Here is a 24,855-nt window from a genome sequence, read left to right on the forward strand (position 1 = left end):
TCAGGGACGGGCAGCACGGAGTGTCGCCACACCTCGGACCGGGGCGAGCCGGCGGGGGCGCCTCCTGGCTCCTCCCGGTGCGCCGCGGCAGTGCCGCGCGCCGTGCTCGGTCGGGGGCCTGGGCGGGATGGGCCGTCGGGCCCCCTCTTCCAGTAGAGGCCCGGCGGCACACCCCTGCAACCGTGCTCGGTGGGCCCGTCGGACGGTGCGGCGGGAACCGGAGGAGCGTGGCCGGGCCCGGGGCCGTGAGGGCGTCCGGTGCAGGTCCGCGGCAGGTCCGCGGCAGGTCGGCGGCAGGTCGGCGGCAGGCGCCCGGAGAGGCGCGTCGGTGCCCTGCGCGCAGCTCGACGAGGAGGTCCGGGAGGAACACCGGGGGCTCTCGGCTTCCCGACCGTCCCGGGAAACGGCTCAGGGCCGGCCCCCTGAGCGGAGGACCGGCCCTGAACTGCACTTTCCTGGGCTGGGGTGGCGGGATGTGAACCCACGGCCTCTTCGTCCCGAATGGCGTCCCGGTCTTCTCCCCGTCTGCAGCGAACCACGAAGGTGCTGGCCAGGGCTTCGGGATTCGTTGGAAAGGCTGGATCGGCCGGGGCGGTATCTCCGCTCCCCAGCCCCCACACAGCCCCCGCGAGGACCCGGGAAGGCTGCGGGCCACCGGTCCGTGCGGCGGGTGCCGCTCGGACCGGCGGCCCGTCCCGAGGGCTGTGTGGGGGTGCGGGTCAGAAGCGGGGGTTGGTGGTGGCGGTGCCGACCTTGAGGCCGCCGGCGAACGCCTTGGTCTTCAGGGTCGCGTCCAGGGCGCCGGCGGCCGTCTTGGTGAGGTTGAGGCCGACGTTGGAGGCGGTGGCGGAGTGCTTGCCGAGGTGGACCCGGGCCTTGGACAGGTCCAGGGTGAAGACGGGCACCCGGGTGCGGGTGCCGGCGACGCGGCCGGTGAGGTTCCCGTGCTTGAGGTCGATGACGAAGTCGCGGACCTCCAGGGACTTGCCGTTGTGGAGGTTGACGAAGCGCAGGCCGCCGCGGTGCTCGATGGTGCCGCCCAGCGGGGAGGGGGTCAGCCGTCCGCCGGTGACGGGGAAGGACGCGGTCAGGGTGGCCTGGCCGCCGCCGAAGGCGAGGCCGGCGTGGCCGGGGCGGGTGACGACCGGCAGGATGCCGGCCTTCAGCAGGGCGCGGGTCACGGCGGGGGCCAGGGTCACCTTGGTGGTGCCGGACTTCACCCGCACCGAGGCCGGTCCGTGCGCGGACGCCGGCGCGGCGCCGACGCCCGCGACCACCACGGCCGCCGCGGCGACCGCCACCGCGGAACGGACCCGCACTGCCGTCGTGATGCTCATGGGGACTCCCTGGAAGACTCGGTAGCGACGGTCCCGGTGACCGTCAGGCCCTGCTTCCGCCACCTCCCCACACCCGGATGCACCCCGCACCAGAAAAATTTGGCGGCAGGTCAGGGCATACCGCTTCGTGGCTACTCCTGGACGCCATGGCGCCTCAGGTGCGGGACGGGCTGACCGAGAGGTGGGAGGAGTCGCTGGAGGAGCACCGCCGGCTCTCACCGGGCTCGCCGGTCGCCGTGCTGGACGCGCTGCTGAGGGAGCGTCCCGGGGCCCCCGGGGGCGGCCGGATTTCATGATCAGCCCCCGGGCCGGCCCCCACCGGCCGTGAAATACGTCAGGGCCGGTGCTCTCTCGCGAGAGCACCGGCCCTGACTGCACTTTCCTGGGTCGGGGTGGCGGGATTTGAACCCACGGCCTCTTCGTCCCGATGGCATCCCGGCTTGTGCCCCACCTGTAGCGATCCGTGGATGTGCTGCTCAGGGCTTTGGGACTCGTTGGAACGGGTGGGGCGTCGGGGGTCGTGCCTTCGCGCCCCAGCCGCCGTACAGCCCCCGGACCTCGCTCCAGCGCGATCGTTCCTCTAGCTAGACGAGGGGGAGTTCCCCGCCGTCGACGGTCAGGCTCACTCCGGTGACCCACTGGGCCCGGTCCGATACGAGGTAGGCGACGGCCTCGGCGATGTCGCGCGGGTCTCCGGGACGACCCAGAGGGACGCCCGCCGTGGTGGCGGCAAGCGGGACGTCCATCGCATCGGCGAAGTTCTGGCGGATCGCGTCGGCGCCCGGGGTGAGCACGTTGCCAGGGACGATCGTGGTGACGCGGATTCCGGCAGGCGCGAGCTCGGAAGCGAGCGCCTTGCTGTAAGCGCTGAGGGCGGCCTTGGCGGCAGCGTAGTGAGCCAGCGGCGGCGGCGGCGTGAGGGCCGCTCCCGAGGAGATGTTGACGATCGCGCTGCCCGACCCGGCCTCGCGCAGCGCCGGCAGCAGCGCGTTGTTGACCCTCACGGCAGACAGGTAGTTGAGGTCGAGCGCGTCGATCCATTCCTCATCGGGGATGGACGAGAGGCCCCCGATGTGGGCGCGTGCCGCGGCCGCGTTGTTGACCACGATGTCGACGCCGCCGAGTTCGTCGAGCGCCGCCGCGGTGAATGCCTGCACGCCCGCGAGCGTGCTGATGTCGCCTCGGATGAAGGTGGCGGCCTTCGGCGTCTCGTCGGAGGCGTTGCGCGCCGTGGTGACGACGGTCGCGCCGCCGTCGAGCAGCCGCTGCACGATCGCCGCGCCGATCCCGCGAGTGCCTCCCGTGACGATCGCGCGCTTTCCTGCGAACTCAGTGGTGTCGGGTGAAGTGCTAGTTCTGAACATGCGGTCCACAATAACAGGTTCTGGACCGAACGTCCAGAATATCTGGACCGGTGGTTCAGAACGGCGTACCGTGGAGGCATGGGGCGACCACGGAAGTTCAGCGAGCAAGACGTCCTGGCCACTGTGCACCGGCAGTTCAATGAGACCGGCTACCACGGCACCTCGGTCGACGATCTCTCCCGCGCGACAGGGCTCAGCAAGGGAAGCCTCTACGGCGCGTTCGGCGACAAGCAGGCCCTGTTCCAGCGCATATTCGAGGAGTACTGCGCAAACTCCGACGAGGGTGCCGCCGCCCTGCTCGAAGGCCCGGAGGACCAGGCCCTCGACCGCCTCCGCAAATGGCTCACAGTGCCGGACAACCACACCGGTCGGCCTGGCTGTCTGCTGGCCAAGGCCACGGCCGAACTGGCGTCGGAGAACGACGCCATCGCGACCAGGTCACTCGCGGCGTACGAAGTGCTGCTCGACAGCTGCCGCCGACTTGTCGAGCAGGCGCAGCGCGCCGGGCACGTGGATCCGGCCACCGACGCCGAGGCGCTCGGCGGACTGATCCTCACCACGCAGCGCGGGCTCGAAGCGCTCGCCAAGGCAGGGGTCGACGCGAAGACCAGGAACCGAATCGCCGACGCCGCGATCGACAGCATCGCACTGCCGGTTTCTTGACCCTGGAGCCGGCAGTTCCCGTCTGCGGCCCGGCAGACCTTGGTGCTCGGTCCTCGGCGGGAGCGGCCGGTGGCACGGTCGTGGGGCTTGCCCGCCGGGCCCCTTTTCTACGTGCCCCTGCCACGGGCGGGCGTACGTGTTCAGCGGCTTCGGCACCGCCAACGGCGCGGGCCGCGGCCGGGGCGCGACGCTGCGGTAGGTGGCCGAGCGGGCGGATGTCTCCACCGGCACCGTCTCCAACGTGCTGAACCGTCCCGGGTCGCTCGCGCCGGCGACCTTGGCCCGGGTGGAGGCGGCGATCCGGGAGGCCGGCTACGTGCGGCACGGCTCCGCGGGGGCGGCCGGATTTCATGATCAGCCCCCGGGCCAGCCCCCACCGGCCGTGAAACGCGTCAGGGCCGGTGCTCTCTCGCGAGAGCACCGGCCCTGAACTGCACTTTCCTGGGTCGGGGTGGCGGGATTTGAACCCACGGCCTCTTCGTCCCGAACGAAGCGCGCTGCCAAGCTGCGCTACACCCCGGTGTCGCGCCGTCTCCGGCGCGACGAGTAGTACTCTACCGGACCGCTGGCGGGAGACGAAATCCGATTCCGGGACGGCGGGGCGCGGTGCTGCGCCGCAGGTCAGGGGCGGGGCAGCAGGGTGAGCAGGGTGGCCTCCGGCGGGCAGGCGAAGCGGACCGGCGTGTAGCGGTTGGTGCCGCAGCCGGCCGAGACGTGCAGGTAGGCGCTGCGGCCGGACGCGGCGTGGGTGGAGAGGCCCTTGACCCGCCCCGGGTCGATGTCGCAGTTGGTGACCAGCGCACCGTAGAAGGGGACGCAGACCTGGCCGCCGTGCGTGTGGCCGGCCAGCACCAGGGGGTAGCCGTCGGCCGTGAAGGCGTCCAGGACCCGCAGGTAGGGGGCGTGGACGACGGCCATCGAGAAGTCGGCGGAGGCGTCGGGGCCGCCCGCCACCTCCGCGTACCGGTCGCGCCGGATGTGCGGGTCGTCCAGGCCGGTGAAGGCGATGTCCAGGCCGCCGGCCTTGAGGCGGCCGCGGGTGTTGGTGAGGTTCAGCCATCCGGCGGCGTCGAAGCCGTCGCGCAGCTGCTCCCACGGGTTGTGGACGGCTCCGGTGATCCCGCGGCGGGCGCTGCCGTCGGCCGCGTTGAGCCCGTGGTCGCCGGAGAGGCGGGCGCCGATGTAGCGCAGCGGGTTCTTGGCGACCGGGCCGTAGTAGTCGTTGGAGCCGAAGACGTAGGCGCCGGGGAACTCCATCAGCGGGCCGAGCGCGTCCAGGACGTCCGGGACGGCCTCGGGGTCGGAGAGGTTGTCCCCGGTGTTGACCACCAGGTCGGGGCGGAGCGCCGCCAGCCCCTGCAGCCAGCGCTGCTTCTTCCGCTGGCCGGAGACCATGTGGATGTCGGAGACCTGGAGGACGCGCATCGGCCGGGCCCCGCGCGGCAGTACCGGGACCTCGATCCGGCGGAGGCGGAAGGCACGCACCTCGTAGCCCGCGGAGTAGGCGAGGCAGGCGGCGCCGGCGGCGGCGATTCCCAGGGGTACGGCGTACAGCGGTCGCATCGGTCCATGGTCGCAGACGGCACGTCAGTGCGTGCGGGCGAGGGCCGGGTGTGCGGGCGGGCCGGGACGGACCGCGGGGACGGGTGCGGGGACCGACCGCGGGGCCGGGGGCGGGGCGGCCGGGCGTACGGCGCCGGGGCCGGTCCCGCGCGGCTCGCGTGCGGGACCGGCCCCGGCGGGGTCCGTCGGACGGGGCGGTGCGTCAGTCGGTCGGGACGCCGGCCGGCAGGCGGCGCGGCACGAAGGTGGTGCCCGCCGACTGCGTCACGCCGTAGGTCCAGTTCAGGATCTTGGCGGCGTCCGTGAAGCGGTTGTTCGTGTCGTTGAGCAGGACGCCGACCACCGTGCGCCCGTTGCGGGTGGCGGAGAAGACGAGGCAGGGCCCGGACGGGGTGCTGGTGCCGGTCTTGACGCCGACCGCGCCCGAGTAGGCGCCGAGCAGCTTGTTGGTGTTGTACCAGGTGTAGGTGCGGCCGTTGGTGGCCTTCTGCACGGTCTTGGTGCTGCCGACGACCGTACGGATGGTCCTGGCGGTCATCGCATAGCGGGCGAGCAGGGCCAGGGAGCGGGGGGTGGTGTAGTTCCTCCCCGTGCTGGAGATGCCGTCGAACGAGTCGAAGTGGGTGCCCTTGAGGCCCAGCGAGACGGCCTTGGCGTTCATCCTGGCGATGAAGTTCTTGGTGCGGGCGGAGACGGTCGTCCCGGTGCCGAAGGTGTCGGCGAGCGCCATGGCGGCGTCGCAGCCGGAGGGCAGCATCATCGCGTAGAGCAGCTGGCGGACGGTGAGCCGGTCGCCCACGCGGAGGTCCGCCGAGGAGCCGCCCTTGGCGGCCACGTAGGCCGGGTACTCCTTCTTGATGGTGACCAGGCGGTCCAGGTTCAGGCCCTTGGAGGTCATCACCACGGTGGCTGTCATGATCTTGGTGGTGCTGGCCATCGGCCGGCTGGTGTCGGCGGATATGCCCCAGAGGGCCTTGCCGTCCGAGGAGTTGATGAGGACGGCGCCCTTGGCGCCGATGCCGGACGGCCCGCCGGCGGCCTGGGCGGGGGTGGCGGCCGGGACGGCGACCAGGGCGGTGGCCGCGGCCGTCGCCAGGGCGACGGCCAGGCGGCGGACTCCGGTGCGACCGGATCTCATGGGCTCTCCGTTTCGAGGAGGGGCGGTTCGAGGCGGGGCAATGCGGGCAGAATGGGTGAATATGGTCCGATGATCGGACCATTTCTCGAGGTAGGACGCCCCGTGCGCCCCGATGGTTGTGCGCCGCCGCGTTAATCGAGCGCAGTGCCGGTGCGGCGGGGGCACAATGTGGGGCATGACGCTCAAGAAGCAGCTGCAGGAGGACCTGACCGCTGCCATCAAGGCCCGCGACGAGCTGCGCTCGTCGACCCTCCGGCTCACCCTGACGGCGGTCACCAACGCCGAGGTGGCCGGTACGGAGGCCCGCGAGCTCTCGGACGACGAGGTGCTCAAGGTGATCACGCGCGAGGCCAAGAAGCGCCGGGAGGCCGCCGACGCCTTCGCCCAGGCCGGACGCGCCGACTCGGCCGCCCGCGAGCAGGCCGAGGGCGAGGTGCTGGCCGGCTACCTGCCGCAGCAGCTGGGCGACGACGAGCTGACGGCCCTCGTCGCCGAGGCGGTGCGGGAGGCTGCGGCGGCCGGCGCCGAGGGGCCGCGCGCCATGGGCGCGGTGATGAAGATCGTGAACCCGAAGGTCGCGGGCCGCGCCGAGGGCGGCCGTGTCGCCGCCGCCGTGAAGCGGGCCCTGGCCGGCTGACCCGGCCCCGGTCGGCCGGCCGGACCGGTCGCACTGCGGCACGGACGCGTACGGCACAGCGGCCTACCGCTCACCACCACCGCGCGCCGCTCGCCGTTCGCCGTTCGCCGCTCGCCGCTCGCCGCTCGCCGCTCGCCGCAACAAGGGTGCCGGGGCGCGGCGGAGGCGGGAAGCCGCAGGAAGCAGGGAGGGGGCACCCCGGGATTCCGGGGTGCCCCCTCCGTCGTGCGGGGCGGCGGCGGTCCGCCGCCGGACGCCGGGGCCTCAGGGGCCGGTCGCGCCGCCGCCCTTGCCGCCTCCGGCGCGGCCGTTGCCGCCGCCGATGAAGCCGGGCGGCAGGGTGACCCCGCCGTTGACGGTCCCCGCGACGGTCAGGCCGCCGCCCTTCGGGTCGCCAGGCTTGCCGGGCTTGCCGCCCTTGTCCTGCGGCGGCTGCGGCTTCGGGATGTCGACGGTGGTGAAGGAGCTCGCCGGGGTGCCGACCAGGGCCCCGCTGACGGCGAGCCGCCAGATCGGGCCGGGGCCGTCGGCGCCGAAGACGCTGGGGAAGTAGGTGCCGCCGATGGTGATGTTGCGCATGGACCGCTTCTGCAGCGGGTCGCCCAGCCACACCGAGGCGGCGATGTCCGGGGTGTAGCCGGTGAACCAGGCGTTGAGGCGGCCGTCGGTGGTGCCGGTCTTGCCCGCGCTCTGCCGGTCCTGCAGGCCGGCCTTGGTGCCGGTGCCGTCCTGGGTCACGCCGAGCAGCAGCGTGTTGAGGGTGTCGGCGGTCCTCTCGGACATGGCCTGGGTGCACTTCGTCCTCGGCACGTCCAGCCGCTTGCTGCCGTAGGTGATCGCGGTGATGGCGACCGGCGTGCAGTAGGTGCCGCGGGAGGCGAAGGCGGCGTAGGCGCTCGCCATCTGCAGCGGCGAGAAGTTGAACACGCCCAGGGTGGTCGAGCCGACCTGCGGCAGCTTGTTGCCGTTGGCCTGGACGCCGAGGTGCAGCTTGTCGGCCATCTTCTTCACCGGGCAGAGGCCGATCTTCTCCTCCAGCTGGACGAAGTAGGTGTTGACCGACTTGTTCATCGCCTCCTGCATCCCGTAGGGGCCCTTCTCGTCCTTGCTCTCGTTCGGGACGACCGAGCCGTCGGTGTTGACCCACTGGCCCGCGCAGGTGGACATGTTCGGGTACGGCATCTTGTTGGGCGAGGGGAGGACCTGGGTCGCCGGGATGCCGCCGTCGATGGCGGCCGCCGCCGTGATCGGCTTGAACGTGGAGCCGACCGGCTGGCCTCCGCCGGTGCCGAGGTCGTTGCCGACGCTGAAGTTGACCTGGGTCTGGTGCTTGTTCGCGTCGAGGCCGTACGGGCGGCTCTGCGCCATGGCGAGGATCCGGCCGGTGCCCGGCTTCACCATGGCGACGGCCGAGGCCACCGGGTCGCTCGCGTGCACCCGCTGGGTGACGGCCTTCTGGGCGGCGGCCTGGGCCTTGGGCTCGAGGGTGGTGTAGATCCTCAGGCCGCCGCGGGAGAGCAGCTTCGCCCGCGCGGCCTTGTCCTTGCCGAAGACCGGGTCGGTCTTGATCACGTTGCGCACGTAGTCGCAGAAGAAGCCCATGCCCTTCTGGGCGGTGATGCAGCCGTTCTGCGGCGGCGAGTACTTCAGCCGCAGCGGCGTGGCGACGGCCTTCTGCGCCTGGTCCTCGGTGATGTGCTTCAGCTCCGCCATCCTGCGGATCACCGTGTCGCGGCGGTCCTTGGCGGCCTGCGGGTGCTGCGTGGGGTCGTACGCCGCGGGGTTCTGGACCAGGCCGGCCAGCATGGCGGCCTCGGGGAGGGTGAGGTCCTTGGCGTGCTTGCTGAAGTAGCGGTTGGCGGCCGCCTCGATGCCGAAGGCCTGGTTCCCGAAGAAGGTGATGTTCAGGTAGTTGGTGAGGATCTGGTCCTTGGTGAGGTCCTCCTCGATCTTGATGGCGTACTTCAGCTCCTGGATCTTGCGACCCATGGTCTGGCGCGTCGCCTGGAGGAACTTCTCCTTGTCGTCGCCCGCCTGCTCGATCGAGACGTTCTTCACGTACTGCTGGGTCAGCGTCGAGGCGCCCTGGACGTTGCCCGACTCGGCGTTCTTGGTGAGGGCGCGGAGCACGCCCTTCAGGTCGATGGCGCCGTGCTGGTAGAAGCGGGCGTCCTCGATGTCGACCTGGGCCTGCCGCATCACGGGGGCGATGTCGTTCAGCCTGAGGATGGTCCGGTCGCGGTCGTAGACCTTGGCGATCAGACCGCCCTTGGCGTCGTAGATGTAGGACGCCTGCGAGAGCGTCGGCGTCTTGAAGTCCGCCGGGATGCTCTCGAAGCTCTCCGCGGTGTTCTTCGCGGTGATGCCCAGCGCGCCGGCCGCCGGGAGGGCGAGTCCTGCGGTGAGGACGCCTGCCAGGACGCTGGCGCCGGCGAAGGCCACGGCGAGCTTGGCCTTGTCCAGGGGGGAGCCCGAGCGCTTCTGTGCCATGGGGAGAAGACTACGTGCTGCGAATCCCGGACAGCTGGCCATATGTTCGCTTAGGCTTGTCACAAGGTTGCGACAAGTTCCGCGATGCCTGGGCTCTCACTCTTGTGGGTGATGAGATTTGACCGGATCGCGGTCATGTGCCAGGTCCGGCCGGCCGGTCGGAGGTCCCCGAAGCCTCCGTCGGCCCGGTGCCGCGCCCCCTGGCTGCTGTCACTCCGGCGAGTGACGTCCTCGGTACGCATAGTCCGTTCGGGCCATTCGAGATTGGGCCGCGAGGGGCTGTTGCAACCTGCCGTTCTTCCGTAACGTCCTCAACTGGCAGCGGTGAATATGCCGTTGCCGCCGTGGGGGAGCCTCGATTCGGGAGAGGACGGCGCCAGCATGAGCTGGGTTGACGACTGGAGTGCGCAGGCCGCCTGCCGCACGACTGATCCGGACGAACTGTTCGTTCAGGGGGCGGCGCAGAACCGCGCCAAGGCCGTGTGCAGCGGGTGCCCGGTGCGCACCGAGTGCCTGGCCGACGCCCTGGACAACCGGGTGGAGTTCGGCGTGTGGGGCGGGATGACGGAGCGCGAGCGCAGGGCGCTGCTGCGGCGGAGGCCCACGGTGACCTCGTGGCGCAGGCTGCTGGAGACCGCGCGGACCGAGTACGAGCAGTCGGTGGGCACCGGCGCTCCGGACTTCGCCCAGGCCGGCTGAGCCGCAGGGGCGCAGGGGGCCGGACCGGGCGGGGCCCGGCCGGAGGGGCCGGGCCCGGAGGGGCCGCCCCGGAGGAGCACGGACCGGGGGAGCCCGGACCGCGCACGTACGGGGCTGCAGTCCGCCCCCGGCCGCCAGGGCAGGCCCGGGAGGGGGACGCGGCCCCGTCGCCACACCGCCGGCCGGGCCGGGCGCCGTGCGCCGGACCCCGCCGGACGGCGGTACGCCCGACGGCGTGCGGCCCGGCGGCCCGAGCCTCCGGGCAGCCGAGCCGTCCGGGTCAGGCCGGGGTGCGCCCCAGCCGCGTCCCGATCTCCCGCAGCCCGTCCAGGTCGTGGACGTCGCCGGGCAGCGCGGCCACCTCGGTGATCGGCACGTCCGGGTAGACCGAGACGAAGCGGTCCCGGGTGCTCCGCTCGCGCGCCATCACCTGCATGCGCTCGGCGTGCAGCCGCAGCAGACCGGCCGCCACCGCCTCGGCGGCCGAGGCGGACGGGGCACCCGTGGAGCCGGAGGACCCGGGGGAGCCGTCGGCGCCGTCGGGGTCCTGCTCCGCGCCGTTCTCCTCCAGCGTCTCGGCGCCCGCCAGGGCCCGCTCCGCCGTGAGCTGCGGGGCGCCCGTGGTGTGCACCCGGTTGAGCACCAGGCCGGCGAGCGGCATGCGGTCGGCGGCGAGCCGGTCCACGAAGTAGGCCGCCTCCCGCAGGGCGTCCCGCTCCGGCGCCGCCACCACCAGGAACGCCGTGCCGGGCGCCTGCAGCAGCTTGTACGTGCGGTCGGCGCGCTCGCGGAAGCCGCCGAACATGGAGTCCAGCGCGGCGACGAAGGTCTGCACGTCCGTCAGGACGTGGGCGCCCAGGACCTTGGTGAGCACCCCGGTGACCAGGCCCATGCCCACGCCGAGGAACTTCATCGCGCCGCGCCCGCCGACCTTCGCCGGCGCCGTCAGCACCCGGATGAACCGCCCGTCCAGAAAGGACCCCAGCCGGTTGGGCGCGTCCAGGAAGTCCAGCGCCGAGCGGCTGGGCGGGGTGTCGACGACGATCAGGTCCCACTCGTCCCGGGCGCGGAGCTGCCCGAGCTTCTCCATCGCCATGTACTCCTGCGTGCCGGCGAAGCCGGCCGACAGGGACTGGTAGAAGGGGTTCTCCAGGATGGTCCGGGCCCGCTCCGGGTCGGAGTGGGCGAGGACGATCTCGTCGAACGTCCGCTTCATGTCCAGCATCATCGCGAACAGCTCGCCGCCGTTGTCGCCGGCGACGCCCTTGACCGGCCGCGGGGTGTTGTCCAGCTCGCTGAGGCCCATGGACTGGGCCAGCCGCCGGGCCGGGTCGATGGTCAGCACCACGACGCGGCGGCCCCGTTCGGCCGCGCGCACCCCCAGCGCCGCCGCGGTGGTGGTCTTGCCGACGCCGCCGGAGCCGCAGCACACGATGATCCGGGTGTCGGGGTCGTCGAGGAGGGCGTCGACGTCGAGGGAGGGGTCCGCGAGCCCGGCCGGGCTCTTCTCCGCCGTCCCGGTCCGGTCCGTCCCGGTCCGGTCCGGTCCGGTCGCGCCCGCCTTGGCCCGGCCCTTCGCCTGCGCGCTCACGCCGCCCCCTGCCGCTTCAGTTCGGCCGCCAGCCGGTAGAGGCCCCCCAGGTCCACGCCCCCGCCCAGCAGCGGCAGTTCGTACGAGGGGAGCTCGAGCTGCTCCAGGTCGGCGCGCTGCCCGCGCTCCAGCAGCACCCGCTCGGCGTGCTCGCGGGCCTGGTCCAGCAGCGGGTCCAGCAGCGGCTCCACGTGGGCGCGGACCCCCGTCGCGCTGCGGGACCGGCCGCCCAGCCCGGCGTCCACGAGGGCCCGGGCCACCTCCTCGCGGTGGTCGCCGTCGACCGCCCGCACCGCCGCCTCGTCCAGCACCGGCGGCCGGACCATGTTCACCACGACGCCGCCGACCGGCAGCCCGGCCTCCCGCAGCTCGCCGACGCCGTCCACCGTCTCCTGCACCGGCATCTCCTCCAGCAGGGTCACCAGGTGGACGGCGGTCTCGGGCGAGCGGATCACCCGCATCACCGCCTGGGCCTGGTTGTGTATGGGGCCGAACCGGGCCAGGCCCGCGACCTCCGTGTTGACGTTGAGGAAGCGGGTGATGCGGCCGGTCGGCGGGGCGTCCATGACCACCGCGTCGTAGGCGCGGCCGCCGGGGCCCTTGCGCCGGGCCGCCTCGCACGCCTTCCCGGTGAGCAGCACGTCCCGCAGGCCGGGCGCGATGGTGGTCGCGAAGTCGATGGCGCCCAGCTTGCGCAGGGCCTTGCCCGCCCGGCCGAGCTTGTAGAACATCTCCAGGTACTCCAGGAGGGCCTGCTCCGGGTCGATCGCCAGCGCGAACACCTCGCCGGTGCCGGCGCCCTCCAGGCCCAGCTGCGCCGGGGAGACGGAGGCGACCTTCCGCTCCTCGTAGGGGAGGGCCGCGATGCCGAACAGCTCGGCGATGCCCTGCCGCCCCTCGACCTCGATCAGCAGGGTGCGGCGCCCCTCGGCGGCCAGGGCGATGGCCAGGGCGGCGGCCACCGTGGTCTTGCCGGTGCCGCCCTTGCCGCTGACCACGTGCAGCCGGACGCCCTCCCAGTCCGGGCCCGCCTCCGGCGTGTCCGCCATGCTCGACCTCATCCCGCCGGCTCCGTCCGAATCGTCCGCGTGGTGCATCCCTGGCCGCCGGACCCCTGCCCGGCGGGGGAGTGCCCACGCTGCGAGGGTAGCCAGCGCACCCGGCGGATGCAGGGACAGCCCGGGGACGAGGAGGGATTTGCAGCCTTTTGTGTCTGACCTCACAGGCGTCCGGACGGGTGTCCGGACGGGTGTCCGGGCGGAGGCCGGGTCGGGGTCCGGACGGGTTCCCGCCCCCGCCCGCGCGGCGGGTGCGCCGCGAGGGAGGGGCGCGGCAGCCGTTAGAGTCGCCCCATGACCAAGTGGGAATACGTGACGGTGCCGCTGCTGGTGCACGCGACCAAGCAGATCCTGGACACCTGGGGCGAGGACGGCTGGGAGCTGGTGCAGGTCGTGCCGGGGCCGAACAACCCCGAGCAGCTGGTGGCCTACCTCAAGCGGGAGAAGCAGGCGTGAGCGCGGTGGAGCGGCGCCTCGCCGAGCTCGGCCTGACCGTGCCCGAGGTCGTCCCCCCGCTCGCGGCCTATGTCCCGGCCGTCCGGTCGGGGGACTTCGTGTTCACCTCCGGTCAGCTGCCGCTGGTCGCCGGGACGATGGAGCACACCGGCAAGGTCGGCGCCGAGGTCACCCCCGAGGAGGCCAAGGCCCAGGCCCGGATCTGCGCGCTCAACGCGCTGGCCGCCGTCAAGTCGGTCGTCGGCGACCTGGACCGGGTCGAGCAGGTCGTCAAGGTCGTCGGATTCGTCGCCTCCGCGCCCGACTTCACCGGCCAGCCCGGGGTCGTCAACGGCGCCAGCGAGCTGCTGGGCGAGGTCCTCGGCGACGCCGGGGTGCACGCCCGCAGCGCGGTCGGCGTGGCGGTGCTGCCGCTGGACGCGCCGGTCGAGGTCGAGATCCAGGTGCGGGTCTCCGCCGGCTGAACCCCCCACCGCAGTCCTCCCGGCCCCGCGTCCGGCGGGCGGCCCCGCAGTGCGGCCGTTCGCTTTTCGGGCGCGGGGCCGTAGCATCCGCCCATGGGTGATCAGCGCATGGGCGGCGGACGCACGGGCGGCGGGCGCGCGGACGGCCGGACGGCGGGCGGCCCGTCCGCAGCCGCCGCGATGCCGCCGTCGTGGCCGGACCGGATCAGGGCCCTCGCGGCCGGCGCGTACGAGCCGCCGGTCCCGCGCCGCGCCGCGACCGTGGTGCTGCTGCGGGACGCCGGCCCGGGCATGGAGGCGTACCTGCTGCGGCGCCGCGCCTCGATGGCCTTCGCCGCCGGGATGTACGCCTACCCCGGCGGCGCCGTGGACCCGCGCGACGCCGACCTCCACGTCGACTGGGCCGGTCCGCCGCCCGGGGAGTGGGCCCGCAGGCTGGGCACCGACCCGGCCGCGGCGCAGGCGGTGGTCTGCGCGGCCGTGCGGGAGACCTTCGAGGAGTCCGGGGTCCTGCTCGCGGGCCCGGACGCCGGCTCGGTGGTCGCCGACACCTCGGGGGAGGAGTGGCGGGCGGCCCGCGCGGCGCTGGAGGCCCACGAGACCTCCTTCGCCGCCTTCCTGCGGGAGCGCGGCCTGGTGCTGCGCAGCGACCTGCTGGGCGCCTGGGCGCGCTGGATCACGCCGGAGTTCGAGGAGCGCCGCTACGACACCTGGTTCTTCGTGGCGGTGCTGCCGGGCGGCCAGCATGCCGCGGACGCCACGGGGGAGGCGGACAGGGTGGTCTGGACGGCCCCCGCCGCGGCGGTCGCCGGCTTCGAGGAGGGACGGCTCGGCATGCTGCCGCCGACCGTCACCGTGCTCCGCGAACTGGCCCCGCTGGGCACCCCGGCGGCGGCGCTCGCGGCCTCCCGCGACCGCCGCCTGGACCCGGTCATGGCCGAGACCGCCGTCGACGGCGACCGGGTGACGGTGCGCTGGCCCGGCCACGAGCACCTCACGCTCGACGGCATCTTCCCGCCGGCCGGGGGCGGTGCGCGGTGACCGGCATACTCCCCGGCGCCCCGCTGCCGCGGATCGGCGGCCCGGCCACCGAGCGGGCCGTCTGCGTGCTCGCCCCCAACCCGTCCCCGATGACGCTGGACGGCACCAACACCTGGATCCTCTCCGAGCCCGGCTCCGACCTGGCGGTCGTCGTCGACCCAGGCCCCCTCCACGAGGACCACCTGCGGGCCGTGGTGCGGACCGCCGAGGAGCTCGGCAAGCGCGTCGCGCTGACCCTGCTGACCCACGGCCACGCCGACCACGCCGAGGGCGCCGCCCGCTTCGCCGAGCTCACCCGCACCCCCGTGCGCGCCCTGGACCCGGCGCACCGCCTGGGCGGTGAGGGGCTGCACCACGGCGACACCGTCACCACGGGCGGCCTGGAGCTGAGGGTCCTCGGCACCCCCGGCCACACCTCCGACTCGCTCTGCTTCCACCTGCCCACCGACGGCGCCGTCCTCACCGGCGACACCGTGCTGGGCCGGGGCACCACCATGGTCGCCCACCCGGACGGCACGCTCGGCGACTACCTCGACTCGCTGCGCCGGCTGCGCACCCTCGCCGCGGAGCAGGGGGTGGCGACGGTGCTGCCCGGCCACGGGCCGGTGCTGGCCGACGCCCTCGGCGCGGTGGACTACTACCTGGCGCACCGGGCGAGCCGGCTCGCGCAGGTGGAGACCGCGGTGGAGGCGGGCCACCGCACCGCGGCGGACGTGGTGGCGCACGTGTACGCGGACGTCGACCGGTCGCTGTGGCCGGCGGCCGAGCTCTCGGTGCGGGCGCAGCTGCGGTACCTGGAGGACCACGGCCTCATCTGAGCGCGGACGCGCCGCGGCCCGGACACCGCACGGTGTCCGGGCCGCGTGTGCTCCGCCGGGCATGCGCCCTGTCCGGCACGAGTCCTGTCCGGTGCGTGCGGTCGCCGCGCACCGGTTCCCGCCCGCACCGGTCGGGTGCGGGCGGCCCCGGGTCAGCGGGACCGGCGGGCGAGGCGCTCCACGTCGAGGAGGATGACCGCGCGGGCCTCCAGCCGCAGCCAGCCGCGGCCGGCGAAGTCGGCGAGGGCCTTGTTGACCGTCTCGCGGGAGGCGCCGACGAGCTGGGCCAGCTCCTCCTGGGTGAGGTCGTGCACCACGTGGATGCCCTCCTCCGACTGCACGCCGAAGCGCCGGGAGAGGTCCAGCAGCGCCTTGGCGACCCGGCCGGGCACGTCGGAGAAGACCAGGTCGGACATGCTGTCGTTGGTCCTGCGCAGCCGGCGGGCGATGGCCCGCAGCAGCGACATGGCCACCTCGGGGCGGGCGTGCAGCCACGGCTGCAGGTCGCCGTGGCCCAGGCCGAGCAGCTTCACCTCGGTGAGCGCGGTGGCGGTGGCCGTGCGCGGGCCCGGGTCGAAGAGGGAGAGCTCGCCGATCATCTCGCTGGGGCCCAGGACGGCCAGCATGTTCTCGCGGCCGTCGGGCGACGCGCGGTGCAGCTTGATCTTGCCCTCGACGACCACGTACAGACGGTCGCCGGGGTCGCCCTCGTGGAAGAGCGATTCGCCGCGCGCGAGGGTCACCTCGGTCATCGAGGCACGCAGCTCCGCCGACTGCTCGTCGTCGAGAGCCGCGAAGAGCGGCGCGCGCCGCAGAACGTCGTCCACGGGAGTCCTCCTGTTCCGCCGGGTACGTCCGGCTCCCCATCATGCACGACGGGAAAACAGTGCGATCAATCACAAGGATGACGCATTCAGTACCGATCATATGAGGAAGGGGGTCGTGCAGGGCGCCACCGGGGCGGATCGACGGCTTCGCCGCTCGCCGTCGGCGCCGGGCCGTAGGCTGGTCGGGTGCCGAAGACCCCCGCGCCGAAGACCCCCGCGGTCCCGAGGACCGCCGCCGCACCGGAGACCGCGCCGTCCGGGGCGGGGGCGCGGAGCGCGCCGGGACGCGGCCCAGAGAAGGCCGCGAAGGCGGCCCCGAAGGCCGCCCCGGGGAAGGAGACCAGGCTCGGCATGGTCCGGCGGGCCCGGCGCATCAACCGCGCCCTGGCCGAGGTGTACCCGTACGCGCACCCCGAGCTGGACTTCGAGAACCCCTTCCAGCTGCTCGTCGCCACGGTGCTCTCCGCCCAGACCACCGACCTGAGGGTGAACCAGACGACGCCCGCCCTCTTCGCGCGCTACCCGACGCCGGACGACATGGCGGCCGCGGACCCGGAGCAGCTGGAGGAGCTGATCCGGCCGACCGGCTTCTTCCGGGCCAAGGCCAGGTCGCTGCTGGGGCTGTCCGCTGAGCTGCGGGACCGCTTCGGCGGCGAGGTGCCCGGCCGGCTGGAGGACCTCGTCACCCTGCCCGGCGTCGGCCGCAAGACCGCCAACGTGGTGCTGGGCAACGTCTTCGGCGTCCCCGGCATCACGGTGGACACCCACTTCGGCCGCCTCGCGCGCCGCTTCGGGTGGACGGACGAGACCGACCCGGAGCGGGTCGAGGCGGTGGTCGCGGAGATCTTCCCGAAGAGCGAGTGGACGATGCTCTCGCACCGGGTCGTCTTCCACGGCCGCCGGATCTGCCACGCCCGCCGGCCCGCCTGCGGCGCCTGCCCGATCGCGCCGCTCTGCCCCTCCTACGGCGAGGGCGAGACCGACCCGGAGAAGGCGCGGAAGCTGCTGAAGTACGAGAAGGGCGGCCAGCCCGGCCAGCGGCTCAGGCCGCCCGCCGACTACCCGGGCGAGGCGGCGGCGATCGGCTCGGCAGCCGGGGGGGCCACCCCGGACACGGCCGCACCGGACGCGGCGGGGGAGTCGTGACGGCGCCGGTCGAGCGGGACGGCCTGCCCGGCTGGCTGCTGCCGGTCCGGGACGCCGCGGAGCGCGTGGAGCCGCACCAGCTGAGCCGCTTCCTGCCGCCGCCGGACGGGGGCCGCCGCTCCGCCGTGCTGGTGCTCTTCGGCGAGGACGCGCACGGCCCGGACCTGCTGCTCATCGAGCGGGCCAGGTCGCTGCGCTCGCACGCGGGCCAGCCCTCGTTCCCGGGCGGCGCGCTGGACCCGGAGGACGGCGACCCGCGGGGGGACGGCCCGGTCAACGCCGCGCTGCGCGAGGCCCGGGAGGAGACGGGTGTCGACCCGGACGGCATCCAGGTGTTCGGGGTGCTGCCGGACCTCTACATCCCGGTCAGCGACTTCGTGGTGACGCCGGTGCTGGGCTGGTGGCGGGAGCCGTCGCCGGTCGCGGCGGTCGACCCGGCGGAGGTGGCCTCGGTCTTCCGCGTCCCGGTCGCCGACCTCACCGACCCGGCCAACCGGGCCCGGCTGCGGCACCCCAGCGGCTACACGGGCCCGGCCTTCCTGGTCGCCGGGCGCGTGGTGTGGGGGTTCACCGCCGGGGTGATCGACCGGGTGCTGCACCACAGCGGCCTGGAGCGGCCCTGGGACACCTCCCGCGTCGTCCGGCTCTCCGAGGAGGCCTTCGGCCTGGCGGTCGGTGAGCACGAGCGGCTCCGCGGCGGCCCGCCGCGCGGCTGACCCGCCGCGCGGCCGGGCCCCGGGGCCGCCGGGTCCTGGTCGGGCCCGGCCTGGCCCCGGGCCGCCGACGCCGGAGGGCGGGCACGGAGACCCGTGCCCGCCCCCCGGGGGGACGCCGGTACCGGCCGGCCCGCTACTCCATGACCGGGACGGGGACCGCCTCGGCCTGGTCCGCGCCCGGCCCGCCGTGGCCGCGCAGCGGCACCTCGCGGACGAAGAGCGACAGCACGAAGGCGACCGCCACGAACGGGATGCCGACCAGGAACAGGTCGTCGAGCGCCTTGACGAAGCCGTTCAGGACCACGTCCTGGACCTGCGCGGGCAGCTGCTCGATCGCGGCCCGGCCGCCGGAGGTCAGCTTCTCCTGGCCGCCGGAGGCGAGGCCGCCGCCCTGCGTCCTGATCCCGGCCGCCGCCATGCCCTCGGCGATGTGGTGGTTGAGCCGGCTGGTGAGGACGGTGCCGAAGATCGCGGTGCCGAAGGCGCCGCCGATCGAGCGGAAGAACATCGACCCGGCGGTCGCCGCGCCCATGTCCTTCATCTCGACGGAGTTCTGCACGGCCAGGACCAGCACCTGCATCACGCAGCCCAGGCCGATGCCCATCAGCACCATGAACGCGCCCAGGAGCCACATCGAGGTGTCCAGCCGCAGGCGCGAGAGCAGCGCCAGCCCGACGACGGTGACGGCGGTGCCCACCAGCGGCCACGCCTTGTACTTCCCGGTCTTGCTGATCACCCGTCCGGAGATGATCGAGGCGCCGAGGATGCCGACCATCATGGGGATCATGCGCAGGCCGGAGCCGGTCGGCGAGTCGCCGCGCACGACCTGCAGGTAGATCGGCAGGTAGATGATGGCGCCGAACATCGCCAGGCCGACGACGAAGCCGATCCCGCTGGTGAGGGAGAAGGTGTGGTTGCGGAAGAGGTGCGGCGGCATGACCGGCTCCGCGGCGCGCCGCTCCACCAGGGCGAAGAGCACCAGCGCCACGACGCCGGCCGCGCCCAGCAGCAGGGTGGTGGCGGAGGTCCAGCCGTTGGCGGTGCCGCTCCAGGAGGTGACCAGCAGCAGGGCGGTGACGCCGCCGACCAGCAGCGCGGAGCCCGTCCAGTCGATGGCGTGCTTCTGCTTGCGCTGGTCGATCTTGAGCACGGTGGCGGCCACGAAGAGCGCCACGATGCCGACCGGCAGGTTGATGTAGAAGATCCACCGCCAGCTGAGGTGGTCGGTGAAGAACCCGCCGAGCAGCGGGCCGGCCACGCTCGACACGGCGAAGACCGCGCCGAACAGGCCCTGGTAGCGGCCCCGGTCGCGGGGCGGGATGACGTCGCCGATGATCGCGAGCGACAGCGACATCAGTCCGCCGCCGCCGAGGCCCTGGACGGCGCGGAAGCCGATCAGCTGCCCCATGTTCTGGGACATGCCGGCCAGCGCGGAGCCGACCAGGAAGATCACGATGGCGAAGAGGTAGACGGGGCGGCGGCCGATCTGGTCGGAGATCTTGCCGTACAGCGGGACGGAGGCGGTGGAGGTCAGCAGGTACGCCGTGACGGTCCAGGACATGTGGTCCAGGCCGTTGAACTGGCTGACGATCTTCGGCATGGCCGTGCCGACGATGCTCTGGTCGAGCGCGGCCAGGAACATGCCCAGCATGAGCCCCACCATGACCACGAGGATCTGGCGGTGGGTCATGGGGGCGGGGGAGGTCGAGTCTTCTCGCACCATTTTCGTTTTAGCACATTTAGTTGCTCGGAGCAACTTGTCTGCCCACCCCGGCGCGGCCCGCGCGCCTCCCTCGTGCGGGCCCGCGCACCTCCCCCGCGACGGCCCGCGGGTCCGGCCCCCGTGAACCGCGGACGTGGGCGTGACGTATGCCCGGGGCATGATGGGGACTGCGGCGGGGGAGTCAGTGCATGGGCCGAACGCCCACCGCGCGAGGAGAGCCGTGGGAGGGTGTCCGGGTGAACGTCCTGGATGTACTGCTGATCGTCGCCGCTGTCGGCTTCGCCTGGTCCGGCTACCGGCAGGGCTTCGTGGTCGGCGTCCTCTCGGTCGCGGGCTTCCTCGGCGGCGGGCTGGTCGCGGTGCAGCTGCTGCCCCTGGTGCTGCAGCACGTCTCCCCCGGCACGGCGTCGTCGGTGGTCGCCGTGGTGGTGGTCATCGTGCTCGCCTCCATCGGGCAGGCCGTCACCACCCACTACGGCTGGCAGCTGCGCAACCGCATCGGCCGGCGGCGCGGCCAGGTCGTCGACGCGGCGGGCGGCTCGGTCGTCAACGTCGCCGCGATGCTCCTGGTCGCCTGGCTCATCGGCTCCGCCCTGGCCGGCACCTCCCTGCCCACGGTCTCCAAGGAGGTCCGCACCTCCCGGGTGCTCGGGGGCGTGCAGGAGGCGCTGCCGCCCGGCGCGCCCACCTGGTTCTCGGACTTCAGCTCGGTGCTCGCCCGCAACGGCTTCCCCCAGGTGTTCAACCCCTTCGAGAACGAGCCGATCACCGAGGTCCAGCCCCCCGACCCGGCGCTCGCGGGCAGCGTCGCGGTGGCCACCGCCCGCCGGTCCATCGTCAAGGTGGTCGGCACCGCGCCCGGGTGCAGCAAGACCCTGGAGGGCACGGGCTTCGTCTTCGCCCCCCACCGGGTGATGACCAACGCCCACGTCGTCGGCGGCGTCCGCGAACCCACGGTCCAGCTCGGCGGCGCGGGGCGCCTCTACGACGCCACCGTGGTGCTGTACGACTGGCAGCGCGACATCGCCGTCCTGGACGTGCCCCGGCTCGACGCCCCCGCGCTGGGCTTCGCCGGGCAGGCGGGCACCAACGACAGCGCCGTCGTCGCGGGCTTCCCCGAGAACGGCTCCTTCAACGTCCAGCCCGCACGGCTGCGCGGCCGCATCCAGGCCAACGGCCCGGACATCTACCACCGGGGCCAGGTCGTGCGCGACGTCTACTCGGTGCGCTCGCTGGTCCGCCAGGGCAACTCGGGCGGGCCGCTGCTGACCCCCGACGGCCGGGTGTACGGCGTGGTCTTCGCCAAGTCGCTGGACAGCCCGGACACCGGCTACGCGCTCACCGCCGCCGAGGTGCTGCCGGACGCCCGGCAGGGCGCCGCCGCCACGGCCCGGGTGGACACGCAGGGCTGCGCCCTCTGAGTTCCGGGTCTGCGGCCCGCGGTCCCGGGCCTCCGGCCCGGGGGCGGCGCGGTGGGGACGGGGGTGCGGGACCGGTGCGGCCGTGCGCGGCCGGGGCCGCCGGTGTGCCTCCTGGGGCGGCGCTGGCGCCCGGGGTCAGTCGCGCCCGCCCGGCCGCAGCCGGGCGGTCATCCAGCGGGCGCGGCGCCCGATGATGTGCGGGATGCCCAGCCGGCCGTCCCCGCGGGGGTACAGCACCGCCGCACCCGTGTCGGCGGCGGGCTGGTCGAGGGCGGGCGTCGGCGCGGTGGTTCGGCGCCGGGTCCGGGACGCGTGGGCGCGCTCGTGCATCCAGGTCATACGGAACCCATGCCCGGCCTTCCAGGGGGGTAATCGCCCCCGGGGGCCTCCAATTGGCCTATGCATCCGTCCTATTAACTTATGGTCAGATCGTGAAGATGCCGACGCGGCGCCCACACGATCCGCACCACCCCGCGGTCCGCACCACCCCGCGGTCCGCACCACCCCGCGGTCCGCACCACCCCGCGGTCCGCACCACCCCGCGGTCCGCACCACCCCGCGGTCCGCGAGGCCTCCCGATCCGCGGCGCCCGCCTCAGCGGCCCGCCGCCTCCTCGCGCAGCCAGGCCACCAGCTCCCGCGTGAAGCCCTCGGGGTCCTCCTCGTGCGGGAAGTGCCCGACCCCGTCCTGCAGCAGCCACCGGTACGGCGCCTCGACGTACGCGCCCGAACCGGCCGCCGTGTCCGTCAGCAGCACCGGGTCCAGGGCGCCGTGCACGTGCAGGGTCGGCACCCGCACCGGCCGCTTCATCCGGCGCGAGAACTGGAAGCCGTCCGGCCGCGCCATCGACCGCATCAGCCAGCGGTACGGCTCGATCGAGCAGTGCGCCGTGCTGGGGATCCGCATCGCCTGCCGGTAGACGGCGGCCGCCTTCTCGTCCGGCCCGCCGCCCGCCGTCCAGGCTCGCAGGTACCGCTCGACCTGCTGCGCGTCGTCCGCGACCAGCTGCCGCTCCGGCACCCACGGCCGCTGGAAGCCCAGCACGTGCTCGTACGCCGCCAGCTGCCGCCGGTCGGTGAGCAGGGCCCGCCGCAGCCGGCGCGGGTGCGCGGCCGAGACGACCGCCAGGCCGCGGACCAGCGAGGGCCGCATCACGGCGGCCACCCACGCCAGGAACCCCCCGGTGTCGTGGCCGACCAGTGCGGCATCGCGCTCGCCCAGGGAACGGATCACGCCGGTGATGTCCAGCGCCAGGTTCGAGGGGTCGTAGCCGCGCGGCGTGCGGTCGCTGCCGCCGACACCCCGCAGGTCCACGGCGACGGCGCGGAAGCCGGCGTCGGCGAGCGCCGTCAGCTGGTGGCGCCAGGTCCACCAGAACTGCGGCCAGCCGTGGACCAGCAGCACCAGCGGGCCCTCGCCCAGCTCGGCGACGTGGAAGCGGGCACCGTTGGCGGCCACGTCCCGGTGCGTCCAGGGCCCGTCCAGACGGACGTTCCAGGAGCCCCCGGTGTGGGGCGTGGCGGGGGATTCGTCGAGCGGCATACCGAGAGAGTGTCACACCGGGCGCCCGACAGGGGCGCGGCGCCCGGCGCGGGGAGCCCGCGCCCGGCGCGGAGCCGGCCCGGGCCCCCGCGCGGGCGCTGTCGGAGAGCGCCGCCGGGGCGCCGGTGTCAGCGCTCCAGGACGGCGCGCTTCTCCTGCGCGGTCGCCGGGCGCGGCCGGGCCTTCCTCAGCACGTCCGCGGTGGCCTTGGCGCCCTCGATGGTGCGCTGCGGCTTCTCCACCTTCTTGAACGAGCGCATCGCCACCAGGCCGAGGATCGCCGCCAGCACCAGGTAGGCGCCGCCCACGATCAGGAACGACCAGCCCAGGGTGATCCCCAGGGCGTGGATGCCGTAGGCGGCGGCGAAGCTCAGCATCGGGATGGCGGCCAGCGCGACCACCCCGGCCACGGCCAGCGACGCGCCGCCCGCCACGCCGCGCTTCACGTCCTGCCGGATCTCCGCCTTCGCGAGGGCGATCTCGTCGTGGACCAGCGAGGAGAGGTCCGCCGTCGCGGCCGAGACCAGCCGGCCGAGCGAGCGCTCACCGTCGTGGAACGCGGTGCTCCCGCTCGTGGACAGGCCGTCGACTCCTGCGGACATCGCGTTCCTCCTCGTTGACAGGGCGTTGCGACACGCCCTCAGATCATGCCCTCACCGGCCCTGCGGCCACCACTCGACCCCTGCCCGCCCGGCGCGCCCCTCACTCGGGCGGCCTCCCCGCCGTCCCGGCGCCCCCTCGCCGGCCGTCCCTCAGCGGTCGTCCTTCGCCGGTCACCCCTCCCCGGCCGTCCCCGGTCGGCCGCCCCCGCCGCTCACCCCTCGCCCCGCACCGGCCGGGACTCGGGGACCTGGTACACGTCCGGGATGCCGTCGTGGTCCTCGTCGCGCTCCTCGTCCTCCCACAGCTGCCGGTAGTGGCGGTTGCGCAGCCGCAGCAGCACGCTCGCCAGCAGGGCGCAGAAGAGCGAGCCCACCAGGACCGCCGCCTTCGCCCGGGCCGCGAGTTCCGGGTCGCCGGGGAAGGCCAGCTCGCTGATCAGCAGCGAGACGGTGAAGCCGATGCCGGCGAGGGTGGCCAGCGCGTACAGGTCGGACCAGCGCAGCGAGGGGTTGAGCTCGGCCCGGGTGAACCGGGCGGCGAGCCAGGTGCCGCCGAAGACGCCGAGCACCTTGCCGACGGCGAGCCCCAGCACCACGCCCAGCGGGGCGGCCTCGGTGAAGACCTGCCCCAGCGCGGTCGGCGAGACGGCCACCCCGGCCGCGAACAACGCGAAGACGGGCACGCAGAACCCGGCGGAGAAGGGCCGCACCCGGTGCTCGATCCGCTCCGCGGGGGAGCGGTCCTCGCCCTCGTCCCGGGTGCAGCGCAGCAGCAGGCCCATGGCGACCCCGGCCACCGTGGCGTGCACCCCGCTCTCGTGCATGAGCGCCCAGACCGCCACCCCCAGCGGCACGTAGACGTACCAGCCGCGGACCCGCCGCCGGTGCAGCACGCCGAAGAGGACGAGCCCGGCGGCGGCGCCCAGCAGTGCCCAGAGCGTGATGGCGGAGGTGTAGAGGACGGCGATGACCAGGATGGCGCCGAGGTCGTCGACGACCGCGAGGGTGAGCAGGAAGGCGCGCAGCGCCGACGGCAGGTGGGTGCCGACGACCGCGAGCACCCCGAGGGCGAAGGCGATGTCGGTGGCGGTGGGGATCGCCCAGCCGTGCAGGTGTCCGCCGCCGAGGTTCACCCCCGCGTAGACCAGCGCGGGGACCGCCATGCCGCACACCGCCGCCACCACGGGCAGCGCCGCCGCCTTCGGGTCGCGCAGGTCCCCGGCGACCAGTTCGCGCTTGAGCTCGATGCCGGCGACGAAGAAGAAGACCGTCAGCAGCCCGTCCTCGGCCCACGCCTCCAGGGAGAGGTCGAGGTGCAGCGGGCCGGACGGCCCGACGGTGATGTCCCGGACGCTCTCGTAGGCGTGCGGCCAGACGTTCGCCCACAGCAGCGCCACCACGGCGGCGGCGAGCAGCAGGACGCCGCCCACGGTCTCGGTGCGCAGGGCGTCGACCACGAAGTTCCGCTCGGGCAGCGAGAGGAGGCCGAACAGCTGGCGGGGACCGGAGCGGCGGGGCGGGGCGGTGGCCACGCGGGGACCTCCTGGGCGGATCGGCGG

The 24,855-nt window shown here is 74.0% G+C and carries 25 protein-coding genes and 1 tRNA gene; 12 read left to right on the forward strand and 14 right to left on the reverse strand.

The genetic code is table 11. The features are described from left to right. Nucleotides 1-719: 719 nt before the first annotated feature. Nucleotides 720-1,337, reverse strand: coding sequence for a hypothetical protein (locus LO771_RS08270; protein ID WP_230649303.1), 618 nt, complete (start codon nucleotides 1,335-1,337; stop codon nucleotides 720-722). Between the two features lie 146 nt (nucleotides 1,338-1,483). Here LO771_RS08270 and LO771_RS08275 point away from each other — a divergent pair, with 146 nt between their 5' ends. Then, complete coding sequence (locus LO771_RS08275) at nucleotides 1,484-1,633, forward strand: hypothetical protein (protein WP_230649304.1); 150 nt, start codon at nucleotides 1,484-1,486, stop codon at nucleotides 1,631-1,633. Between the two features lie 288 nt (nucleotides 1,634-1,921). On the opposite strand, the gene LO771_RS08280 is transcribed toward LO771_RS08275, so the two are convergent. Further along, on the reverse strand, nucleotides 1,922-2,701 hold the full coding sequence (locus LO771_RS08280; protein ID WP_230649305.1) for an oxidoreductase: 780 nt from the start codon (nucleotides 2,699-2,701) through the stop codon (nucleotides 1,922-1,924). A gap of 78 nt (nucleotides 2,702-2,779) precedes the next feature. Here LO771_RS08280 and LO771_RS08285 point away from each other — a divergent pair, with 78 nt between their 5' ends. Then, nucleotides 2,780-3,364, forward strand: coding sequence for a TetR/AcrR family transcriptional regulator (locus tag LO771_RS08285; RefSeq protein ID WP_230649306.1), 585 nt, complete (start codon nucleotides 2,780-2,782; stop codon nucleotides 3,362-3,364). Nucleotides 3,365-3,563: 199 nt separating this feature from the next. After that, nucleotides 3,564-3,794 (forward strand): LacI family DNA-binding transcriptional regulator, encoded by a 231-nt coding sequence (locus LO771_RS08290; RefSeq protein ID WP_308188859.1) that lies wholly within the window; start codon nucleotides 3,564-3,566, stop codon nucleotides 3,792-3,794. Nucleotides 3,795-3,810: 16 nt separating this feature from the next. Here the strand turns inward: LO771_RS08290 and LO771_RS08295 are convergent. From LO771_RS08295 to LO771_RS08305, 3 genes are all read right to left on the reverse strand, one after another. Then, nucleotides 3,811-3,884, reverse strand: a tRNA-Pro gene (locus LO771_RS08295). A gap of 101 nt (nucleotides 3,885-3,985) precedes the next feature. Beyond that, a complete protein-coding gene (locus LO771_RS08300; protein WP_230649307.1) occupies nucleotides 3,986-4,927 on the reverse strand; it encodes a metallophosphoesterase in 942 nt (313 codons plus the stop codon). A gap of 202 nt (nucleotides 4,928-5,129) precedes the next feature. Further along, nucleotides 5,130-6,065: a D-alanyl-D-alanine carboxypeptidase family protein gene (locus tag LO771_RS08305; protein WP_230649308.1), complete on the reverse strand. Its 936-nt coding sequence runs from the start codon at nucleotides 6,063-6,065 to the stop codon at nucleotides 5,130-5,132. Nucleotides 6,066-6,240: 175 nt separating this feature from the next. Between LO771_RS08305 and LO771_RS08310 the strand changes: the two genes are divergently transcribed. Next, entirely contained in the window at nucleotides 6,241-6,702 is a 462-nt protein-coding gene (locus LO771_RS08310; RefSeq protein WP_230649309.1) for a GatB/YqeY domain-containing protein, read from the forward strand. Nucleotides 6,703-6,966: 264 nt separating this feature from the next. Here LO771_RS08310 and LO771_RS08315 read toward each other — a convergent pair whose 3' ends face one another. Next, complete coding sequence (locus tag LO771_RS08315) at nucleotides 6,967-9,192, reverse strand: transglycosylase domain-containing protein (RefSeq protein ID WP_230649310.1); 2,226 nt, start codon at nucleotides 9,190-9,192, stop codon at nucleotides 6,967-6,969. 381 nt (nucleotides 9,193-9,573) lie between these two features. Between LO771_RS08315 and LO771_RS08320 the strand changes: the two genes are divergently transcribed. After that, nucleotides 9,574-9,891 carry a WhiB family transcriptional regulator gene (locus LO771_RS08320; protein WP_230649311.1) on the forward strand — a complete coding sequence of 106 codons (318 nt, stop codon included), beginning with the start codon at nucleotides 9,574-9,576 and terminating at the stop codon, nucleotides 9,889-9,891. 280 nt (nucleotides 9,892-10,171) lie between these two features. Here the strand turns inward: LO771_RS08320 and LO771_RS08325 are convergent, their stop codons facing one another. Both LO771_RS08325 and LO771_RS08330 read right to left on the reverse strand, forming a co-directional pair. Next, nucleotides 10,172-11,482, reverse strand: coding sequence for an ArsA family ATPase (locus tag LO771_RS08325; protein WP_230649312.1), 1,311 nt, complete (start codon nucleotides 11,480-11,482; stop codon nucleotides 10,172-10,174). Further along, nucleotides 11,479-12,531 carry an ArsA-related P-loop ATPase gene (locus tag LO771_RS08330; RefSeq protein ID WP_230649313.1) on the reverse strand — a complete coding sequence of 351 codons (1,053 nt, stop codon included), beginning with the start codon at nucleotides 12,529-12,531 and terminating at the stop codon, nucleotides 11,479-11,481. The genes LO771_RS08325 and LO771_RS08330 overlap by 4 nt, the downstream gene beginning before the upstream one ends. Nucleotides 12,532-12,834: 303 nt before the next feature. Between LO771_RS08330 and LO771_RS08335 the strand changes: the two genes are divergently transcribed. The 4 genes from LO771_RS08335 to LO771_RS08350 all read left to right on the forward strand — a co-directional run bounded on the left by LO771_RS08335 (nucleotide 12,835) and on the right by LO771_RS08350 (nucleotide 15,319). Continuing rightward, on the forward strand, nucleotides 12,835-12,996 hold the full coding sequence (locus tag LO771_RS08335; protein WP_003981536.1) for a DUF4177 domain-containing protein: 162 nt from the start codon (nucleotides 12,835-12,837) through the stop codon (nucleotides 12,994-12,996). Next, nucleotides 12,993-13,460: a RidA family protein gene (locus LO771_RS08340; RefSeq protein ID WP_230649314.1), complete on the forward strand. Its 468-nt coding sequence runs from the start codon at nucleotides 12,993-12,995 to the stop codon at nucleotides 13,458-13,460. The genes LO771_RS08335 and LO771_RS08340 overlap by 4 nt, the downstream gene beginning before the upstream one ends. 93 nt (nucleotides 13,461-13,553) lie before the next feature. Further along, nucleotides 13,554-14,501 carry an NUDIX hydrolase gene (locus LO771_RS08345; protein ID WP_374228099.1) on the forward strand — a complete coding sequence of 316 codons (948 nt, stop codon included), beginning with the start codon at nucleotides 13,554-13,556 and terminating at the stop codon, nucleotides 14,499-14,501. Beyond that, a complete protein-coding gene (locus LO771_RS08350) occupies nucleotides 14,498-15,319 on the forward strand; it encodes an MBL fold metallo-hydrolase (RefSeq protein ID WP_230649315.1) in 822 nt (273 codons plus the stop codon). The genes LO771_RS08345 and LO771_RS08350 overlap by 4 nt, the downstream gene beginning before the upstream one ends. 152 nt (nucleotides 15,320-15,471) lie before the next feature. Here the strand turns inward: LO771_RS08350 and LO771_RS08355 are convergent, their stop codons facing one another. Next, entirely contained in the window at nucleotides 15,472-16,146 is a 675-nt protein-coding gene (locus LO771_RS08355; RefSeq protein ID WP_230649316.1) for a Crp/Fnr family transcriptional regulator, read from the reverse strand. Nucleotides 16,147-16,332: 186 nt separating this feature from the next. On the opposite strand from LO771_RS08355, the gene nth reads away from it, so the two are divergent. Together nth and LO771_RS08365 are read left to right on the forward strand one after the other, a co-directional pair. After that, nucleotides 16,333-17,292: an endonuclease III gene (gene nth, locus LO771_RS08360; RefSeq protein ID WP_230649317.1), complete on the forward strand. Its 960-nt coding sequence runs from the start codon at nucleotides 16,333-16,335 to the stop codon at nucleotides 17,290-17,292. Next, nucleotides 17,289-18,008, forward strand: a complete 720-nt coding sequence (locus LO771_RS08365) for a CoA pyrophosphatase (protein WP_230649318.1) — start codon at nucleotides 17,289-17,291, stop codon at nucleotides 18,006-18,008. The genes nth and LO771_RS08365 overlap by 4 nt, the downstream gene beginning before the upstream one ends. A 133-nt stretch (nucleotides 18,009-18,141) precedes the next feature. Here the strand turns inward: LO771_RS08365 and LO771_RS08370 are convergent, their stop codons facing one another. Beyond that, nucleotides 18,142-19,731: an MDR family MFS transporter gene (locus tag LO771_RS08370; RefSeq protein ID WP_304944772.1), complete on the reverse strand. Its 1,590-nt coding sequence runs from the start codon at nucleotides 19,729-19,731 to the stop codon at nucleotides 18,142-18,144. 236 nt (nucleotides 19,732-19,967) lie between these two features. Here LO771_RS08370 and LO771_RS08375 point away from each other — a divergent pair, with 236 nt between their 5' ends. Beyond that, the gene (locus tag LO771_RS08375) at nucleotides 19,968-21,152 is read left to right on the forward strand and encodes a MarP family serine protease (RefSeq protein ID WP_230649319.1); all 1,185 of its coding nucleotides are present in this window, start codon (nucleotides 19,968-19,970) and stop codon (nucleotides 21,150-21,152) included. Nucleotides 21,153-21,287: 135 nt separating this feature from the next. On the opposite strand, the gene LO771_RS08380 is transcribed toward LO771_RS08375, so the two are convergent. The 4 genes from LO771_RS08380 to nhaA form a co-directional block, all read right to left on the reverse strand. After that, nucleotides 21,288-21,491 carry a hypothetical protein gene (locus tag LO771_RS08380; RefSeq protein WP_230649320.1) on the reverse strand — a complete coding sequence of 68 codons (204 nt, stop codon included), beginning with the start codon at nucleotides 21,489-21,491 and terminating at the stop codon, nucleotides 21,288-21,290. 255 nt (nucleotides 21,492-21,746) lie between these two features. Further along, nucleotides 21,747-22,694, reverse strand: coding sequence for an alpha/beta fold hydrolase (locus LO771_RS08385; RefSeq protein WP_230649321.1), 948 nt, complete (start codon nucleotides 22,692-22,694; stop codon nucleotides 21,747-21,749). A 128-nt stretch (nucleotides 22,695-22,822) separates the two neighbouring features. Further along, nucleotides 22,823-23,296: a phage holin family protein gene (locus tag LO771_RS08390; RefSeq protein ID WP_230649322.1), complete on the reverse strand. Its 474-nt coding sequence runs from the start codon at nucleotides 23,294-23,296 to the stop codon at nucleotides 22,823-22,825. Between the two features lie 212 nt (nucleotides 23,297-23,508). Then, nucleotides 23,509-24,828 (reverse strand): Na+/H+ antiporter NhaA, encoded by a 1,320-nt coding sequence (gene nhaA / locus LO771_RS08395; protein WP_230649323.1) that lies wholly within the window; start codon nucleotides 24,826-24,828, stop codon nucleotides 23,509-23,511. Between the last annotated feature and the right edge of the window lie 27 nt (nucleotides 24,829-24,855).

The sequence above is a fragment of the Streptacidiphilus sp. ASG 303 genome, from assembly GCF_020991365.1.
GTDB lineage: Bacteria > Actinomycetota > Actinomycetes > Streptomycetales > Streptomycetaceae > Peterkaempfera.

Excerpts from the sequence above, each read along its gene's own strand:
- LO771_RS08335 (WP_003981536.1), top strand. The coding sequence starts at position 12,835 with ATGACCAAGTGGGAATACGTGACGGTGCCGCTGCTGGTGCACGCGACC.
- LO771_RS08330 (WP_230649313.1), bottom strand. The coding sequence starts at position 12,531 with ATGGCGGACACGCCGGAGGCGGGCCCGGACTGGGAGGGCGTCCGGCTG.
- LO771_RS08285 (WP_230649306.1), top strand. The coding sequence starts at position 2,780 with ATGGGGCGACCACGGAAGTTCAGCGAGCAAGACGTCCTGGCCACTGTG.
- LO771_RS08310 (WP_230649309.1), top strand. The coding sequence starts at position 6,241 with ATGACGCTCAAGAAGCAGCTGCAGGAGGACCTGACCGCTGCCATCAAG.
- LO771_RS08305 (WP_230649308.1), bottom strand. The coding sequence starts at position 6,065 with ATGAGATCCGGTCGCACCGGAGTCCGCCGCCTGGCCGTCGCCCTGGCG.
- LO771_RS08270 (WP_230649303.1), bottom strand. The coding sequence starts at position 1,337 with ATGAGCATCACGACGGCAGTGCGGGTCCGTTCCGCGGTGGCGGTCGCC.
- LO771_RS08345 (WP_374228099.1), top strand. The coding sequence starts at position 13,554 with ATGGGTGATCAGCGCATGGGCGGCGGACGCACGGGCGGCGGGCGCGCG.
- LO771_RS08380 (WP_230649320.1), bottom strand. The coding sequence starts at position 21,491 with ATGACCTGGATGCACGAGCGCGCCCACGCGTCCCGGACCCGGCGCCGA.
- LO771_RS08385 (WP_230649321.1), bottom strand. The coding sequence starts at position 22,694 with ATGCCGCTCGACGAATCCCCCGCCACGCCCCACACCGGGGGCTCCTGG.
- LO771_RS08275 (WP_230649304.1), top strand. The coding sequence starts at position 1,484 with ATGGCGCCTCAGGTGCGGGACGGGCTGACCGAGAGGTGGGAGGAGTCG.
- LO771_RS08390 (WP_230649322.1), bottom strand. The coding sequence starts at position 23,296 with ATGTCCGCAGGAGTCGACGGCCTGTCCACGAGCGGGAGCACCGCGTTC.
- LO771_RS08315 (WP_230649310.1), bottom strand. The coding sequence starts at position 9,192 with ATGGCACAGAAGCGCTCGGGCTCCCCCCTGGACAAGGCCAAGCTCGCC.
- LO771_RS08280 (WP_230649305.1), bottom strand. The coding sequence starts at position 2,701 with ATGTTCAGAACTAGCACTTCACCCGACACCACTGAGTTCGCAGGAAAG.
- LO771_RS08300 (WP_230649307.1), bottom strand. The coding sequence starts at position 4,927 with ATGCGACCGCTGTACGCCGTACCCCTGGGAATCGCCGCCGCCGGCGCC.
- LO771_RS08370 (WP_304944772.1), bottom strand. The coding sequence starts at position 19,731 with ATGGTGCGAGAAGACTCGACCTCCCCCGCCCCCATGACCCACCGCCAG.
- LO771_RS08320 (WP_230649311.1), top strand. The coding sequence starts at position 9,574 with ATGAGCTGGGTTGACGACTGGAGTGCGCAGGCCGCCTGCCGCACGACT.